Origin of the sequence: Pedococcus sp. 5OH_020, from assembly GCF_027812955.1 — a bacterium.
Classification (GTDB): Bacteria; Actinomycetota; Actinomycetes; order Actinomycetales; family Dermatophilaceae; genus Pedococcus.
Genome location: NZ_JAPYZV010000001.1, coordinates 479,152 through 495,528, shown reverse-complemented (window position 1 = coordinate 495,528; position 16,377 = coordinate 479,152). Strand labels below are relative to the sequence as shown.

The following is a 16,377-nucleotide window of genomic DNA, read 5'->3' as shown; positions in this document are numbered from 1 at the left end:
CCGTGGACCCTTGGCCGGCCGTGGACCGTGGGCATCCACTGCACGCCTTCAGCGCGACGCCGGTTCCGGCCCAGGCCCGTGTGCACGTATCCTACAGACTGCCCACAGTCTGTACGTTCTGCCCTCGCACACTCCGGCGTGACGCGCGGCGCGCCGACAGTGAGCTGCTGCGGGCCAGCGTTGCCGAGGTCCGTCACCCTTGAGGCTGCTGAAGTCCGTCACCTTAAGGAGAGCTCCGCGTGGGAACCGCGATCTCCGTCATCGTGCTCGGGTACGGGGTCGAGCCACATCTCACGGCGTGCCTGAGCGCCCTCGACCGAGAGCTGCGCGAGGAGGACGAGCTGATCCTCGTGGACAACGGCATCGAGGAGGGGACGGTGGATCGCCCCGAGCTCCCGGACGGGGTGATCCGGATCGGGGAGGGCGTGAACCTCGGGTTCGCGGGGGGCTGCAACCTTGCGGCCCAGAAGGCAACCCGCGACGTGCTCGTGTTCGTCAACTCGGACGCCATCGTGCGGCCGGGTTCGCTGGCTCCGCTCGTCGCCGCCCTCGAGGTGGACGGCGTGGGCATCGCGGGCGGGTGTCTGCGGCTCGCGGACCAGCCACATCTGGTCAACGCCGCGGGAAACCCCCTGCAGTTCACCGGCGTGACGTGGGCAGGGGGCTGTGGCGAGCCTGCCGAGGACCACGCCCAGCCCGGCCCCATCCCCGTCGCCACTGGCGGGTTCTTCGCGGTGCGACGCCCTGTCTGGGACGCCTTGGGGGGCTTCGACCCCGCGTACTTCGCGTACCACGAGGACACGGACCTGAGCCTGCGCTGCTGGATGTCCGGCCTGGCGGTGGAGTACGTGCCCACGGCCACTGCGGACCACTACTACGAGTTCTCCCGGAACCCTCGGAAGATGTACCTGGTCGAGCGTAACCGTCTGCTGACCGTGCTGACCGACTATCCGGCGGTCATTCTCCGTACCGTGCTACCGGCGCTCCTGGTGGTCGAACCAGCGCTGCTGGTCATGGCGTTGCTCCAGGGCTGGGCGCCCCAGAAACTGCGAGCATGGTGGTGGCTCGTGCGCAACGTCCCGCTCCTGCGCGCCCGACGGGCCAAGGTGCAGCAGGGCCTGCGGGTCTCGGACGAGGTGATCGCTGGGCTGATGTCGGCCAGGATCGACCCACCGATGATCGAGCCACCCCCCGGGATGTCGTTCGTCAACGCGGCCCTGTCCGTGTACTGGGCCATCGCCCGGTCCGCCATCCGCCAATGGGGCACGGTCCGGTCGACCGCATGAGCGGCCGCACGGTGCGCGAGCGTCTGGGGTCGCAGTCTCTGCGAGCGGGCTCGGTCCGCGTCGCGGTCGGTCTCGCGTTCTACGGAGCCGCGACCTACCTGTATCTCGGCTTCGCGGCGAGCACCCTCGGCGTCGTCCGGTACGCGGACTTCGCTCTCTTCTGGGGGCTGGTGTACGGGCTGGGTCTCGGAGCCTGCCTACCGCTGGAACAGGAGCTCAGCCGCAGGGTGTCCGAAGCCAGGGAAGCGGGCCGTGGTTCGGCCCCCATCATGTCCACGGCATACCGTCTCGGCGGCCTCGTCGTCGTCGTGCTGGCGGTCGTGATGCTTGTCGCCCTTCCCCTGGTGACGCACGGCGACCTGAGGCACGCCGTCGGCCTGTGGAGCGCCGTCGTGACGGCTCTGGCCGGGCTCGTCGCGATGTACATCTCGCGAGGCCGTCTCTCGGGGCAGAGGCGGTTCGCGGCGTACTCGGCTCAGCTGGGGGTGGAAGGGGCGGTGCGCGTCCTGGCCTGCCTGTCCCTGGCCGCCCTGGCGGTGGCTCAGGTGTGGGTATGGATGCTCATCGTGCCGCTCGCCCTCCTCTTCGCCGTCGCCGTGACGTCTCGGGCGCGAGAGCTCACCCCACGGCCGGAGCCGGCGCTGCCGCTGCGTGAGCTGGGTCGGTCCATAGCGGCCGTGATGGTCTGCACTGTGGTCTCGCAGTCGCTGGTGAACTTCGGTCCCGTGGTGGTGAGACTGCTCAGCGGCCCCTCCCAGCAGGCTCTGGCCGGCCGGTTCCTCGCGGCGGCCCTGCTGGCGAGGCTGCCCATCTTCGCCTTCGCGGCGGTCCAGGCGGTCCTCGTCCCGCATCTCGTCGGCGCCGTCGTCCGTGGGGACCGGCGGGCGTTCGTCCGAAGTCTGACCAGTGTCCTCCTCCCTACGATCGGCCTCGGGCTCCTCGGCGTCCTGGTCTGCGCGACTGCGGGACCCTTGTTGCTCGGCCTTCTGGGCCGCGACTACCAGGTCTCGCAACGCGACCTGGTGCTCCTCGCGCTGTCCGTGGCGTTGTTCCTCGGCACCCTGGTGCTCCAGCCGGCCGCCATCTCGCTGGCGATGCACTGGCAAGCGGCCGCCGCGTGGGCCGCCTCTGCCGTCGTGTTCGCCCTGCTGTGCTTGTTGCCGCTCGACCCCCTTCTCGCAGTCGAGGTGGCGCTCCTGGTCTCCTGCGCCTGCGCGCTGCTGCTCCTTCTCCTCGTCACGGGGCGGGGCCTCCCGCGGTTGCTGCCGGGCACCGGCTCGGTCTCCCAGGCGCAACGCTGAGCGGGTGAGAGGCCGCTGATCCAGCGGGTCGTCGGCGTTGACCTCCCGCGCCTTCCGGCGTGAGGGATCAGGACCCGCCGTCGAGGTCCTCGTTGTAGGCGGCCAGCACGTCGTCCATCGGCCCGTCGAGCTGGAGGAGGCCGCGCTTGAGGAAGAGCCCCCGGGTGCTGAACCGCTTCAGGTCGCCTTCGGAGTGCGAGACCAGGAAGAGGGTCTTGCCGGTCTCCAGGAGCGCCTCCATGCGCCGATAGCACTTCTCCCGGAAAGCCCGGTCGCCCACGGCGAGCACCTCGTCGACGAGGACGATCGGCTCGTCGAGCGTGGTGATCACCGCGAAGCCGAGGCGAACCTTCATCCCCGAGGAGAAGTGGCGGTAAGGCATGTCCAGACCCGCGCGGACCTCTGGCCCGGCGAAGTCGACGATCTCGTCGAAGTGCTCCTCGATCCGGTCCTTGCTCAGCCCGTGCAGGCCTGCGGTCAGGTAGATGTTGTCCCGCGCCGTGAGATCGTTCACGAAGCCGCCCGTCAGCTCGATGAGGGGCGCAACACCTCCCGTGACCTCGACGCTCCCCGCGTCGGGCAGGAGGACTCCGGCGATCATCTTGAGCAGCGTGCTCTTGCCACTGCCGTTGCCGCCGACCAGCCCGACGGCCTCACCCTTATGGATGTCGAAGGAGATGTCCCGCAGGGCCCAGAAGGTCTCGACGGGCGCGCCGCTGCGACCGTGGAAGATCATCTCACGCAGCGACAGCTGTCGACGGCGTGACCGGTAGAACTCGATGCCGAGGTCGCTGACCGAGATGACGGGCTTGTCCGTGGCGTCCTGGGGGGCCCCCGCCCGGTCGTCCGCGGGGTCGGGGACTCCTGACCAGTGGTCGGCCATCAGATCTCCTTGAGCACGGCACGCTCCAGCCGGGTGAAGACGGTGGTCCCCAGAAGCAGCAGCACGACCGACATGACGACGCTCGTGGCGATCGCCCCCCACACGATCGGGAAACGGTCGTGACGGAACAGACCCGCCCGCATCATCTCCAGGATGCCCGTCATCGGGTTCAGCCAGGTGATCTTGTCGTAGGGCGGCGGCACGAGCTTGCCCGCGTAGATGACCGGTGTGGCGTAGAAGAGCATCCGCAGAAGGATCCGGATGACCCGCTGGGTGTCCGACACCAGGGCGGTCACCGGCGCGACCAGCAGGCCCAGACCGACCAGCGACACGAACTCGACGACCACCCCCACCGGAAAGAGGACCAGCCAGCCGTTGAGCCGGGCGTCACCCTTGGCGAGGTAGATGGCCAGGAAGAACAGCAGTACAGGCATGGACAGGACGAACTCGACCCCCTTGGAGAGGACGACCCGCACCACCCAGACCTCGCGTGGAAGGTTCGTGGACCGGACGAGCTTGGCTTCCTGGATCAGTGCTCGCGAGGTGTCCGTCAGGGTCCCGGAGAACCACTGCCACGACAGCAGACCGACGAGGAGGAACAGGAAGTACGGCCGGTGGCCGACATCACCGCGGTGGAAGATGTACACGAAGACCACGAAGTAGATCAGCGACATCAGCAGCGGGTCCAGGATCGTCCACACGTACCCCAGGACGCTCTGGGCGTACCGCACCCTGAGGTCGCGCACCACGAGCGTCCGTACGACGCCTCCTCGCGCGGTCAGCGCGCGCGAACGATCGATGAGCTCCATGCAGCCTTCAGGTCGTCGGCCGCACGCGACGGTCGCGTGCGGTGCCTGTCTCCAACGGTCATCCCGGTGGGGACGCCCGGCGCCGAGAGTACGCCACTGTGGCCATCAGCCGAATTTGCGGTCCCAGCCCGCAGCGCACTTGGATGAGGGCCATGACCGCCCTCGCCTCGACCGTGCGCCGGGTGCGGCCGATGCTGCGCAGCGGCGAGTCGTGGGCGGCGGTGGCGTGGTTCACGACTGCAGCGGTCGCTGCCGTCTCGGCGCTGGCTGGTTGGGGGTGGGTGCTCGCCGCCTCGCTAGCGGCCGGCTATGTCGCGGAGATCCGCCTGTATGCGGCGCCCGACCAGCTCATGGCCCTGTGGCTCGGGCGTCGGGAGATGGGGGCCGTTGATCGCGCCCTCTTCCGTCAGTCCGTCGGCCTGCTCGGGTGGCTGGTGATCACGCACCCTGCGGTCGACCTGATCGTCCTCGCTGTCGCGACGATGGGAGCGTTGCAGGCGGCCCACGCTGGGTACCGCGTGATGTCGGGCCGCCACAGGCGCCGGAGGCGTGGCCGAGTCTTCTGGAGGGGCCTGTCCGTCCAGGGGCGTGTGGAAGGGCCCGAGGTGCTGCCCGCGACGGTCACGGCACCGGGAGCCGTCACGGGTGCCCGCGTCGTGCTGCTGCTCGACGTGTTCCTGGTGGCCGGCCTCGTGGCTTCCGGGCTGGCCCGTCAGCCGTGGCCCCTGGTGACCGGAGCTGCGCTGTCCATGGCAGGCCTCGCGTGGGTTGCGGCACGCGTGGTGGCCCGTACCCGCCTCATCGCCCGACTCCCCACGCCCGCGCTCGAGAACGCGCACCTGCGGGCCGCGCTCGAGGCCCACCGCCCCGAGGTGGCCGTGTACTTCAGCGGCGGAGCCGACACGACGTACCAGCTCAACGTGTGGCTGGTGACCATCGACCGGCTGCACCAGCCGGCCCTCATCATCCTGCGCGAGCGCCTGCATCTGGAGGCGCTCCCGCCCACGTCGACGCCCGTGGTGGTGCTCCCCCGCGCTCAGGACGTCGAGGCGTTCCAGCTGGCCTCCATCCGCCTCGCGCTCTTTCCCACGACCGTCATCAAGAACAACCACATGATCCGGCTGCGCGGCATACGGCATGTCTTCATCAACCACGGCGACGGAGACAAGTCGGTCACCTACAGCCCACTGCACCGCGTCTTCGATGAGATCTGGGTCGCCGGCCAGGCCGCCTGTGACCGCTACCTCAACCGGGGCGAGGGCGTGCGGCCGGAACAGCTGGTGACGGTGGGGCGACCGCAGCTGGCTCACATCGACCGCACGCTCGCGCGGGCCGGCACCCGCCGCACGGTGCTGTACGCCCCGACCTGGGAGGGCAACTTCGAAGGGGTGAACTACTCCTCCGTGGCGGCTATGGGCGAGCTGGTCATCGAGACGCTCCTCGACCCCGCCCTCGACGTGCGGGTGCTCTTCAAGGCCCACCCCGCGACCGGCACCCGGCTGACCGCCGCAGCCCACGCCAGGGCCGCCATCGAGGGCCGCATCCGGGAGGCGGGCCGCGACCACCAGGTGGTGGGGCCAGCACCTGACGCGCTGTACGCGGCGTTCAACGAGGCCGACGTCCTCGTCGCCGACATCTCCAGTGTGGTCGCGGACTTCCTGGCGAGCCGTAAGCCCTACCTCGTGACGAACCCTTCGGGCACGCCCAGTGACCGGTACCACGCCGACTTCCCTTCTGCGGCGGGCGGCGGTCTGGTGACCGCCGACCGCGACGTCATCCGTGCCGCTCTTGTGGACGCCCTTGGTCCGGACTCACACCGTGCGCGCCGTGAGCAGCTCGCCACGTACTTCCTGGGCGAGCCGGTTGCCGACCCGATCGAGCACTTCGCCGACGAGGTGGACCGGGCGCTGAAGCGGGCACCCAAGGGCGTGCTTGCCGGCGCGCTGCGCCAGGACGACCCGGACGGGGACGACGAGTGAGGAAGGGTCTGCCGCTGGTGGCCGCACTCGCCGCTTCCCTGGCGGCCTTCTTCCTGGCCATCGCCCTATCGGCCACCGCTGTCGGGGCGGCCGGCCTGCTGGTCCTCCTGGGAAGCGTCGGCAGTGTGGCGACCGAGGTGGTGCTGTGGCGTCGTCCCGTGGTCTGGCAGGCCTTGCGACGGCTGCAGCTCGACTCCACCATGCGCGCCGGGCTGCGCGACTCGATGCTGCTGGCCGTGACGGCGGCGGCAGCCACACGAGCGCTGGACGCCTTCCACACGGTGGCCCCTACGCTGGCCGGCCTGTGGGCCCTCCGCACCGTGACGGTGCTGCTGCAGCGCAGCAGTGCCGAGAAGCGGCGGCTGCCCGTGTCGTGGCGCAACCTGGACGTCCCCGGCGTCCGGCTCAGCCGGCCTTGGGGGGTGGGCGCGCTCGCCGACGTCGCCACCTGGCCGTCCAGCGGTTCGCTCCCGTTGGCCCTGGGCGTCGCGGTGTCGCTGCTGGGAGCCCCCAGCGGCTGGGTGCAGGCCGGCGCGGTCGTCTCCTTCGTCCTGGCCGGTGCGGTCGCCGGCCTCGCGCTCGTCGACGGCCTGCGCGCCGCCCGGGACACCACCGCCGACGCCGCGGTCCGGGCTCTGGCGGGCGCTCTCGAGGCCTACGCCCCCGACCTCGTGCTGTACTACAGCCGTCCGGAGGCGGTCGGCTACATCGCGAACGTCTGGATGCCCACCCTCGAGGCCCTGCCCCACCGCACGGTCGTGATGGTTCGCGAGGCCTATAACGAGCCGCTCATCCAGACCGACAGCATCCCCGTGGTCCGGGTGAGCGCCGCCAACGACATCGAGCGTGTGCTGCCACGCTCGGTGCACCTGGCCCTGTATCCGTCGAACGTGGCGAAGAACAACCACCTGATCCGGCTGCCGGGCATCTTCGACGTCTTCATCGGCCACGGCGACAGCGACAAGGGCGGCAGCGCGACGGTCCTGACCCGCATCTTCGACGAGGCGTGGGTCAGCGGCCCGGCGGCGCGCGACCGGTACCGCGTGGCCGACGTGGGCGTCCGGGACGAACAGGTCCGGGAGGTCGGCCGACCGCAGCTTCGGGAGATCCAGAGGCACGAGGCGCCCCTGACCGAGTCGCACGCGGGTCACGACGAGGTGTCCTCCTGGGAGTACACGGTCCTGTACGCCCCGACCCGCGAGGGCTTCTTCGCGAGCTGGGAGTACTCCTCGGTGGTCTCGCAGGGTGGTGTGATCCTGGACACCCTGCTCCGGACCCCTGGCGTGCGGGTCCTGTTCAAGCCCCATCCCGGCACGGGGACCGACGACCCGCTGTTCGCCGAGGAGGTCGAGCAGCTGCGGGGCATCGTGCGGACCGCCGGGCCACCGCACGAGGTGGTGTCCGGGGTGGAAGGGCTCTACGCGGCCTTCAACCGCGCCGACCTGCTCGTGAGCGACGTCTCCAGCGTCATCACGGACTTCCTCGCCTCGGGCAAGCCCTACGTCGTCACCAACCCGACGTCCATGGCCGACGCCGAGTTCCGCGCGCACTTCCCCTCGGCGCAGGGCGCGTACATCCTCAGCGGGGACGGCTCGGAGCTGGGGCGCCTTCTCCAGGACGCCTGGCACCGGGACTCGCTCAGCGTCGCCCGCGCGCGGACCGCGGCGTACCTTCTCGGGGACACCAGCCAGCCGCCGCTGGAACGCTTCATCGACGCGGTGGACACCGTGCTCGCGCTCCAGCGAGCCGACACGGCTCGGCGCGTCTGACCGCCACGCCGGTCGCGTCCCCGCCGAGGTGGCACGGCTAGGGAGCGGTGGCTGACCGCGGACGTGCCCGCCACCAGACGGCGTTGACGACCAGCGCCGCCAGGCCCCACGCGGCGGCGCCGAGGATGAGGACCGTGTCGCCCGAGACCACCAGGACATCTGCGCGCACGCCGACGCCGATCAGCGCCACGACTGCGACCCGCACCGGCCAGCCGCACCACGTGAGGGCGTCGCGGGGCTGGGCGACTCCCGTCAGCCGTTGACGGTAGGCGACGTCGTACCCGCGGAACGCGGCCGCCGCAAGGGCGGCATACGCCCCCTCGAACAGCCCGTCTCCACCCGCCCACGCGCACACCCCCACCACGGCGAGCACCTCCGTCAACCGGCACGCTGCCGGACACAGCCAGCCCAGCACTCCGCCGACGGGCCAGTGTCTCCACGGTGTGCCGTCACACTGGCTGGTCAGCCTCGCGGCGGCCTCCTCGTCGGTCCGGCCTCGGGCAGCCCACGCTCGAGCGAGGCGACCGGCTGTTGTGTACGCCGCAGCCACGAGGCCCCAGGCGAGCAACCCGGCCAGCGCCGCGCGGGCACCGAGGAGCGGGACGCCGGCCACCAGGAGCACGGTCCGCTCGCCGACGGGCAGGATCACCGCGCGCTTCGCCCACAGGAGCGGCGGGCGGCGCGACGTCGCCTCCGAGAGCGCGGCCACTGCCGAACGGTCGGGAGCGCCCGCCGCCCAGGCCGCGTAACCGAAGTCGACGAAGTGACGCACGACGAGCACGGCCATGGCCGCAAGGGCGAGGCCCCAGAGGTCGCCCCCGTCGGCGCGGGCGGCACCGACAGCCAAGCCCCCGTAGACGGCGTACTCCTTGACCCGGTCCGAGGCGACGTCGAGCCAGCCGCCGAGCGCACTGAACGTCCGCGTGTAGCGCGCCACCTCCCCGTCCACACAGTCGACGACGAGGGAGGTGAGCAGGAGCAGCGAGCCCAGTACCAGCCAGGCGAGCGACCCGCCGGCGTAGGCCACTGCGCTGGCGAGTCCCAGCACCAGGGACACGGTCGTCACCTGGGCGGGAGACACGGACGTGGTCACGAGCCGCCCGGTGACCTGGCGCGATAGGGGTCGGATCAGGAAGACGGAGAGAAACCCGTCGTCACTGCGGGAGGCCCGGCGCAGGCGAAGGGCTGCCTCGTCCACGGCGTCCGTGAGCGCCCGCGCACTCTCGGGGTCTGTTCCGGTCCGCGCGCTGGGGAACCGCCCTGGCTGCACCTCTCTGACCGGGCCACGCGCCCGCAGGGAAGCAGCGAGGCGGGCCAGGGTCGCAGCGTTGCTCGGGTCCGTCCCACAGTCCGCCCCGGACAGGGCCACGGCCCCTGCGGAGCCGGTGCGCACGCCCACGGGTGCTCCGGCACCGTCGGTGAGGACGGCGGGACCCGGACGGGGGTCCGCAACGAGGTCGCCGTAGACGGTGGCCGGCGCCAGCCAGCCGCCGTCCAGAACCACGACGTCCGCGGCGGCCGGCGCGGTGCCGAGCCACTCACGGATCTGCCTACGGTCGAGCACAGCCTGCACCGTCCCTGCCTCGGCGCAGGCCCGCGACGCCACGAGCCGTACTGCCCCGGGAGCGGTCTCGTCATCGACGAGGAGGACCACCGTGGGGTCGGGGCGGTGCTCTCCGGCCCTTGACATCGTCACCTCGCGCGTCGGCTGTGCTGGCAGCCACACCCTATGCCGACCAGGACCCCCGCCTGCCTCCCCGCGCGCCGGTCGCGTCGTCCTGCTCGCTCGGGCGAGACGGTTAGGCTGGGCGCCGCTCTGGCAATCCCCGGGGTGCCCGCCCACCGACCGGAAGGACCCGCGTGCTGACCTACCTGGCTGCGTTCCTGCTCGCAGTCGTGCCTGGGGCGCTGCTGGGCTGGATGCTCCCAGCCGGGCGCTACCGGTGGGTGGCCTGGGCGGCGGCACCGTCACTGACACTCGGCCTGGCGGCCTTCTCGATGGGCTGGCTCGCACGTGCCGGCCTGCCCACGAGCGCTCTGGCGGTGCTTGTCGCAGAGGCCGTCGGCGCCGCCGCTGCCGTCACCGTGGTCCGCCTCGTCACCAGCATGCGCTCCCGCAGCCGCCGTCACCGGCCGGGGTCGGCGGACGCTTCGGCGGCAGAGCCGAGCGCCGGCTCGGCGCTCGGCCGCCCGGCCGAGGACCGGCCGCGCCGTTGGCCGGTCGACCGTTCGCTCGCCCGCTTGGGCCTACCGCGGCTCGCCGACCTTGCCGGCGTGACGCTGCCCGCCGCGTTCTCCATGCGCTTCGGCTACGCCTTCCTGCACGGGGTGCAGGCGCCGCCCGGCTGGGACGCGATGAACCACGCCTACTTCGTCCGGCGGATCCTGGACACCGGCAGCACCACGATCCAGAACGTCTGCGTGACCGGTCCGACCCACGTGGAGCCGTCGTGCACCTTCTACCCGCTGGCCGCCAACGTGCTCTGGGCACAGACCGTCGCCGTGACCGGCGGCCGGGTGAGCACCGCGATGCTCGCCTGGGGCATGCTGGTGGCGCCCTTCGCGATGGTGGTCGGGGTGTATGCCGCCGTGCGCCTCCTCGGAGGCCGGCCGGTGGTCGCCTCGTGCGCGGCCGCGATGCCGACCCTGCTGGGCCCGTTGTGGATCTCGCTGCGGACGGGCCGGATGACCGAACAGGCCGCCCCCAGCATGGCCGCCGGCGTGGCGCTGCTGATCGCCCTCGCGCTGCGAGGCCGTCACCCCGTGCGGGTGGGCCTGCTGGCAGCGCTCGCCGTCGCCGGCATCGTCATGTCGCACAGCTACGACGTGCTGTTCATGGGCACCGTCGCCCTCGTCATGGTGCTGGTGGTGCGGGAGCGGTTCCGGCTGCGAAGGGCAGCATCGGGCCTGGCGACGATGCTCGTCTCGGGTCTGCTCATCCTGCTGCCCTTCGTCGGGGCGATCCTCGGTGCGGACGCGGAGCGGACCGCGAGCAGACCGACGTACACGAGCTTCGGCGCCAGCTTCCGGTTCTGGGTACTGGACGTGGACCGGTACGTCCTGTTCGGCTTCCCTCCCCCGGGGACCAGGAACTCCGTCCTCGACGTCACCAGTATCCGCGTCGCCCTCGTCATCACCCTTCTGGCGCTGTGCGCCTCGCCCTTGGCCTTCGTGCTCCGGCCGTTGCGCTGGGCCCGCCCGTGGGTGGCAGCCGCCGTGGTGTGGACGGCTATCGGTATCTGGACGGCCTACTCCACGAACCCTGTCGCCACAGCGCTCTCGCACCTGTGGTACGGCATCCGCGAGCGCGTCCGCAACATGATCATGCCGGTCTACGGCCTCACCGCTCTGGCCGGTGCCATCGCGATCGGCATCGTCGTGTGGTGGCTCGTGAGCCGACTGGTTCACGCTGCCCGCGGAGCCAGGACCGCTCGCTGGGCCTGCGCCGCCAGTGCGGTGCTGATGCTGGCAAGCCTCACCGCGATGGCGGTGCAGTCGCCGTCGCGTGCGCCATTGCGCCATGACCTTCTCTCCCGGGCGCCCGTGGGCCAGAGCTACGCCAGGACGTACCAGTGGCTCGCCCAGCACACCGCGAGGGACCGGGTGGTGGCCTACGACCGGCATCTGGAGTTCATGACCTGGTCGTACGCGGACTACGACGCGCCGCTGCTGTTCGGGATCCCCCCGCTGACGGCCTCGAGCCTGAGGAACTACGACGAGCGGTACGCCGCTTTCGAGTGGCTGGCCAACAGCGCCGACGTCGAACCCTCGGGCTGCCTGGTGCGCAAGTACGACATCGAGTACCTCGCTGTCGGTCAGCGCCGCATGCCGGGGTGGAGCCCCCATTACAGCCGGGCCCGCCTCGCCAAGAGCAGGAACGTCGAGCTGGTGCACCAGGACGGCCGCCTCCGGGTCTTCAAGGTCACCGACGCCGGGCGTGCGTGTCCGAGCGCCGGCTGATGACGGCTCCGGATCGCTCACCCGTGCCAGCCGGAGCGGTGCCACGAAGGCCGGACGCGATGGGCGTCGTCGCGGCCATCGTCACCGCGGCCGCCTACCTGGTACTGGTCGGGTCGGCCGTCGTGGGCGCGCCCCACGCGTTCGCGGTGGCGCTGGCATTCTGTGCCGTCGGCGAGTGCTGGGTCGCCCGGCGAAGCCCACTCGTGTCGTGGGGCCTGGCGAGGCTCACCCTGCAGCCGGTGTGGCGGTGGGCGGTCATGACGGGAGCGCTGCTCCTGCTCAGCACCACGATCCCCGGGACGCCGCCAGCGACCGGCTCGTGGGTGTTGGCCGGCTCTCTCGTCACGGCGGTGGCCTACGCGGCGCTCGAGGGGGCGGCGCTGGTGGTGGCGCACCTCCGCAAGAGCCCTCTGCTCAGCCGCAACCTCGCCCTGGAAGGCCTCGACCTGCCCAGATCGCCGCGGCCCCTGCTGCGCTGGGCCGGCGGGTTGGTCTGGCCGGCGCAGGTCACCCTGGTCGGTGCGGCTGCTCTGGTCCTGGCCGGCGCGCTCCCCCGTGGGACCGCGGTGGGCGGCGCTGTCGTGGCGATGATGGGGTCGGTAGCGCTCGTGGGCTGGGCCGCATTCGCCGTACTCTCCGCGCGCCGCAGCACGCTACGCCGCCGCCTGCCAGAGGCGATCCAGGCCGCCGTGAAGGCTCACGCACCCGACGTCGTGCTGTACCACGGTGGCCCGCCGAGCACGCTCTACCAGCTGGAGATGTGGCTGCCGGTGATGGAGCGCTCCGCACACCGCACGCTGGTGGTGATGCGCCATCGGGAGTCCTGGCGCCGGCTGGCACCCACCACCCTCCCCGTTGTCTGCGCGGCCGCCGACACCGTCCTGACGAACCTCGACCTGGGGTCGGTGCGTGCCGCGCTCTTCGTCGCCAACGGCTCGACGAACATCCACCTGCTCAGGCTGGGGGGTATGCGTACGGCCTTCATCGGCCACGGGGACTCGGACAAGGCCTCCAGCCGCAACCCGTTCGTCAAGGTGTACGACGAGATCTGGGTCGCCGGGCCTGCAGGGCGACAGCGGTACGCCGGTCCGCAGACTCAGGCGGTGGTGGACCTGGTTCGTGAGGTGGGCCGGCCTCAGGCTGCGCCCCCCGGGACGCCCTGGCCGGAGAGGGAGGACGGCCGGTTGACGGTGGTCTACGCCCCGACCTGGGAGGGATGGGGCGACGACCCCCACCACAGCTCCCTGCGAGCTGACGGCCTGCCTATCGTGCGCGCCCTCCTCCAGACCCCCGGCGTACGGGTGGTCTACCGGCCGCATCCCCTGACGGGCACGAGGGACCGCGGTGTGCGACGAGCCCACGAGCGTGTCGTGGCCGAGCTGCGGCGAGCCGGTGCTCCGGCCGAGCAGCGTCCTCGGCGGGGGGACCCGACGGACCGTCTCGACGACGTGGACCTCATCAGAGGGGGGTCCCGATGCGAGGCGCGGGCCATGGCGTCGTCCTGGGCTCAGCGCGACCCCGGGACGCACCGCGTCGCCGGCGGCGACTGGCCCGACCTCGCCACCGTCCTGCGGGACGCGGACCTGCTGGTCTGCGACGTGTCTGGGGTCCTTTCCGACTGGCTCGCGCTCGACCGTCCCCTCGCCGTCGCGAACCCCGGCGGGCTTCCCACGGCTGAGTTCCGGTCTCGGTTCCCCAGCAGCCGGTCCGGCCTGGTTCTGGGACCCGGTGGCGCGGGGCTGCGCGAGCTGGCGGAGGACCTGGCTCGCGGCGACGACCCGACGGAACGGGGCCGGGCGCAGGTCCGCGAGGAGCTGCTCGGTCCTGCGGACCCGGAAGGGCGACGGTTCGAGGCCGCGCTCGACGCCATCACGTCTTGCTCCGAGGGGCCCTGACCGCAGTGGTATCGCCGAAGGCGCCACTGCCGGCCTGACGCCCGCTTCAGGAGGTGGACGCCCTCCGCGGTAGGTCGCGTGGGGCGCCGGCGCTCTTCGATGCGGCGCTCCCGGAACCGGCTGGCGTGGCGACGCTCGAGCCGGCCGGGCCGGGTCGGACGGTGGTCGTGGTGGTGGTCGTCACCACGGTCGGCGCCCCTGGGGGAGCAGCGGTCCTGCGCAGCAACCGCCACGCCGAGGCTGCCGCCAGACCCGCCAGCAGGATGTCGACCAGGGTGAAGAGCATCCGCGAGACCACGGCTACGCCGAGTGCCTGGCCTTCGGTCATGACCCCGCCGAGCGCTGCCACGATGAGAGCCTCACGAGCACCCGCGCCCGAGGGAGCGACGATGAAGACGATGCCGGCTCCGAGGGCCAGAGCGAACCCCCCGAGGCAGCGCAGGAAGCCCATGAGGCCCGGGGCGCCCAGGGAGTTCGCCAGCAGCCAGAGGTGGCAGCCGTAGCAGAGCCAGGTCACCAGCAACCAGCCGAAGGCGTGCAGGACGCCCCGCCAGGTGAACTGGTGCGGCAGCGGCGGCTTGCGGAGCAGCTTGAGAATCACGTCGACGATCCTGGTCAGGACCTTCGGGTGCGAGCAGGTGAGCGCCAGCGGCAGCAGGGCGACCAGCACCCAGAGCCATGGCGTGTTCGCGTCGGCGATCACCGGCAGGCCTACCAGGCCCACCGTGAGGGCGCTCGAGAGCGACAAGCCGATCCAGCAGAGCGTCGCTGTGAAGGTGCGGGCACGTGGCACACCGAGGCGGGTCGCCAGCTCCATCTGCACCACGACCGACCAGACGCTTCCCGGCAGGTACTTGCCCAGCTGGCCCACGAGGAACACCCGGCCTGCGTCCACCGCAGTCAGCGGGTGGCCCTCCTCGGCGAGCAGTGCTCGCCAGGACATCACCCCTGCGATCGTGCCGAGCAGCACCGCGACCGTGGCCAGGGTGACGCTCTGCCACGCCATGTTCGCGATCGCTTCCCGGACCTCGGACCACTGGGAGGCCACCGCATACCCGACGGCCGCGACGATGAGGACACCCAGCAGGGGACGCAGCAGCGGGGCGATGCGCCGCAGGGCCGCCGTCATGCCGGGACCTCCGGCCTGTACCAGTCGCGTCCGGGGTGCAGTGGGCGACCAGTGGAGTGCTCGTTCATGCCGTAGTCCTCGTCCCCGACCGCGGACCGGTCGTCGTGTCGCGGGTGACCGTGCGGTACTGCGGCACCACGCGGGAGGGACGATGCTACCGTCGCCGGGCCGGACCTTCGAGAAGGCGAGGGTGCTCGGGGCGTCGTGTCCACAGGGTCCTCTCAGGTGCGCGGCACGGCCAACGGCCATGCTGGGATCCGCAATCCGTGACGGTAGCATCGACGATGCTCCGACCCCACTCCGTGGTATGTCGGTGCCTGACCTCGACGCCGCCGGCGCGGCTTCCACCGAGCAAGGAGATTCCTCATGGCTGCCCCCCTCCGTGTCGCCCTGGTGGGAGCGGGGTCCATGGGCTCGCTTCACGCCCGCGTGATCAGCGGCCACGAGGCGACGGTCCTCACCACGGTGGTCGACGCCAGCCCGGACGCCGGCAAAGCGGTGGCCGACCGCTTCGGAGCCACCTGGGCAGCCGACCTGGACGGCCTGGGGGACGTCGACGCCGTCGTCGTGGCTGCCGCTACCGAGGTCCACCACCTGCTCGGCCTGCAGGTGCTCGACCGCGGTCTGCCCCTGCTGATGGAGAAGCCGCTGGCGGACTCCCTCGCACACAGCGAGGACCTCGTCCTCCGTGCGGCGAAGTCGGACACACCCCTCATGTGCGGGCTCCTCGAGCGCTACAACCCCGGCATCGTGACTGCCATGCAGGTGCTCGGAGAGCCGTTGCACATCACCGCCCAGCGCCACTCGCCCTATGTGGCACGGATCCGGACCGGCGTGGCTTCCGACCTCCTGATCCACGACGTGGACATCGTCATCCGCATGATGGGTGCCGAGCCGACCACCGTCGAAGGGTCGCTGGGCTACTTGCACCCTGAGTCTGCCGAGGGCTCCGAGGACGTGGCGGAGACCATGTTGTCGTTCGACAAGAACAACGCGGTGGCCAACATCTCGGCCAGCCGGATGAGCCAGCGCAAGGTCCGGGGCTTCGTGGTGAGCGAGCTCGAACGGCTCATCGAGATCGACATGCTGCGCAACGCCGTGACGATCTACCGCCATGTGCTGGGCGAGAACACCGAGGACGGTCTGTCCTACAAACAGCAGACGATCATCGAGATCCCCCAGCTGGTCACCAACCGCGAGCCACTGGCAGCTCAGCTCGACCGCTTCGTGGCCCTGGCCCGGGGCGAGGTCGACGCCGCCGAGGAGCGAGAGGGGATCCTCCCGGCCCATCGGGTCGTCGAGACGGTTCGCGACAGAGCCCGGGCAACGGCCAGAGCGTGACGACGCCAGGGACCGACCGCATCAC

The 16,377-nt window shown here is 71.3% G+C and carries 11 protein-coding genes; 7 read left to right on the top strand and 4 right to left on the bottom strand.

From position 1 onward, the window contains the following. Positions 1 to 239 precede the first annotated feature (239 nt). Positions 240 to 1,286: a glycosyltransferase family 2 protein gene (locus tag PHA84_RS02155; protein WP_270886442.1), complete on the top strand. Its 1,047-nt coding sequence runs from the start codon at positions 240 to 242 to the stop codon at positions 1,284 to 1,286. Next, the gene (locus PHA84_RS02150) at positions 1,283 to 2,587 is read left to right on the top strand and encodes a hypothetical protein (RefSeq protein WP_270886441.1); all 1,305 of its coding nucleotides are present in this window, start codon (positions 1,283 to 1,285) and stop codon (positions 2,585 to 2,587) included. Before PHA84_RS02155 ends, PHA84_RS02150 begins: the two co-directional genes overlap by 4 nt. Positions 2,588 to 2,654: 67 nt before the next feature. Here the strand turns inward: PHA84_RS02150 and PHA84_RS02145 are convergent, their stop codons facing one another. Together PHA84_RS02145 and PHA84_RS02140 are read right to left on the bottom strand one after the other, a co-directional pair. Then, positions 2,655 to 3,470 (bottom strand): ABC transporter ATP-binding protein, encoded by an 816-nt coding sequence (locus PHA84_RS02145; RefSeq protein WP_270886440.1) that lies wholly within the window; start codon positions 3,468 to 3,470, stop codon positions 2,655 to 2,657. Beyond that, positions 3,470 to 4,279 (bottom strand): ABC transporter permease, encoded by an 810-nt coding sequence (locus tag PHA84_RS02140; protein WP_270886439.1) that lies wholly within the window; start codon positions 4,277 to 4,279, stop codon positions 3,470 to 3,472. The genes PHA84_RS02145 and PHA84_RS02140 overlap by 1 nt, the downstream gene beginning before the upstream one ends. A 152-nt stretch (positions 4,280 to 4,431) precedes the next feature. On the opposite strand from PHA84_RS02140, the gene PHA84_RS02135 reads away from it, so the two are divergent. Both PHA84_RS02135 and PHA84_RS02130 read left to right on the top strand, forming a co-directional pair. After that, the gene (locus tag PHA84_RS02135) at positions 4,432 to 6,258 is read left to right on the top strand and encodes a CDP-glycerol glycerophosphotransferase family protein (protein WP_270886438.1); all 1,827 of its coding nucleotides are present in this window, start codon (positions 4,432 to 4,434) and stop codon (positions 6,256 to 6,258) included. 17 nt (positions 6,259 to 6,275) lie between these two features. Further along, positions 6,276 to 8,027, top strand: a complete 1,752-nt coding sequence (locus tag PHA84_RS02130) for a hypothetical protein (RefSeq protein ID WP_270886437.1) — start codon at positions 6,276 to 6,278, stop codon at positions 8,025 to 8,027. 37 nt (positions 8,028 to 8,064) lie between these two features. Here the strand turns inward: PHA84_RS02130 and PHA84_RS02125 are convergent, their stop codons facing one another. Then, on the bottom strand, positions 8,065 to 9,717 hold the full coding sequence (locus tag PHA84_RS02125; protein ID WP_270886436.1) for a CDP-alcohol phosphatidyltransferase family protein: 1,653 nt from the start codon (positions 9,715 to 9,717) through the stop codon (positions 8,065 to 8,067). Positions 9,718 to 9,887: 170 nt separating this feature from the next. On the opposite strand from PHA84_RS02125, the gene PHA84_RS02120 reads away from it, so the two are divergent. Both PHA84_RS02120 and PHA84_RS02115 read left to right on the top strand, forming a co-directional pair. After that, positions 9,888 to 11,987: a DUF6541 family protein gene (locus tag PHA84_RS02120; protein WP_270886435.1), complete on the top strand. Its 2,100-nt coding sequence runs from the start codon at positions 9,888 to 9,890 to the stop codon at positions 11,985 to 11,987. 59 nt (positions 11,988 to 12,046) lie between these two features. Continuing rightward, complete coding sequence (locus PHA84_RS02115) at positions 12,047 to 13,882, top strand: hypothetical protein (RefSeq protein ID WP_270886434.1); 1,836 nt, start codon at positions 12,047 to 12,049, stop codon at positions 13,880 to 13,882. A gap of 46 nt (positions 13,883 to 13,928) precedes the next feature. Here PHA84_RS02115 and PHA84_RS02110 read toward each other — a convergent pair whose 3' ends face one another. Beyond that, positions 13,929 to 15,011, bottom strand: a complete 1,083-nt coding sequence (locus tag PHA84_RS02110; protein WP_270886433.1) for a lysylphosphatidylglycerol synthase transmembrane domain-containing protein — start codon at positions 15,009 to 15,011, stop codon at positions 13,929 to 13,931. Between the two features lie 366 nt (positions 15,012 to 15,377). Between PHA84_RS02110 and PHA84_RS02105 the strand changes: the two genes are divergently transcribed. Further along, complete coding sequence (locus PHA84_RS02105; RefSeq protein ID WP_270886432.1) at positions 15,378 to 16,352, top strand: Gfo/Idh/MocA family protein; 975 nt, start codon at positions 15,378 to 15,380, stop codon at positions 16,350 to 16,352. Positions 16,353 to 16,377 lie beyond the last annotated feature (25 nt).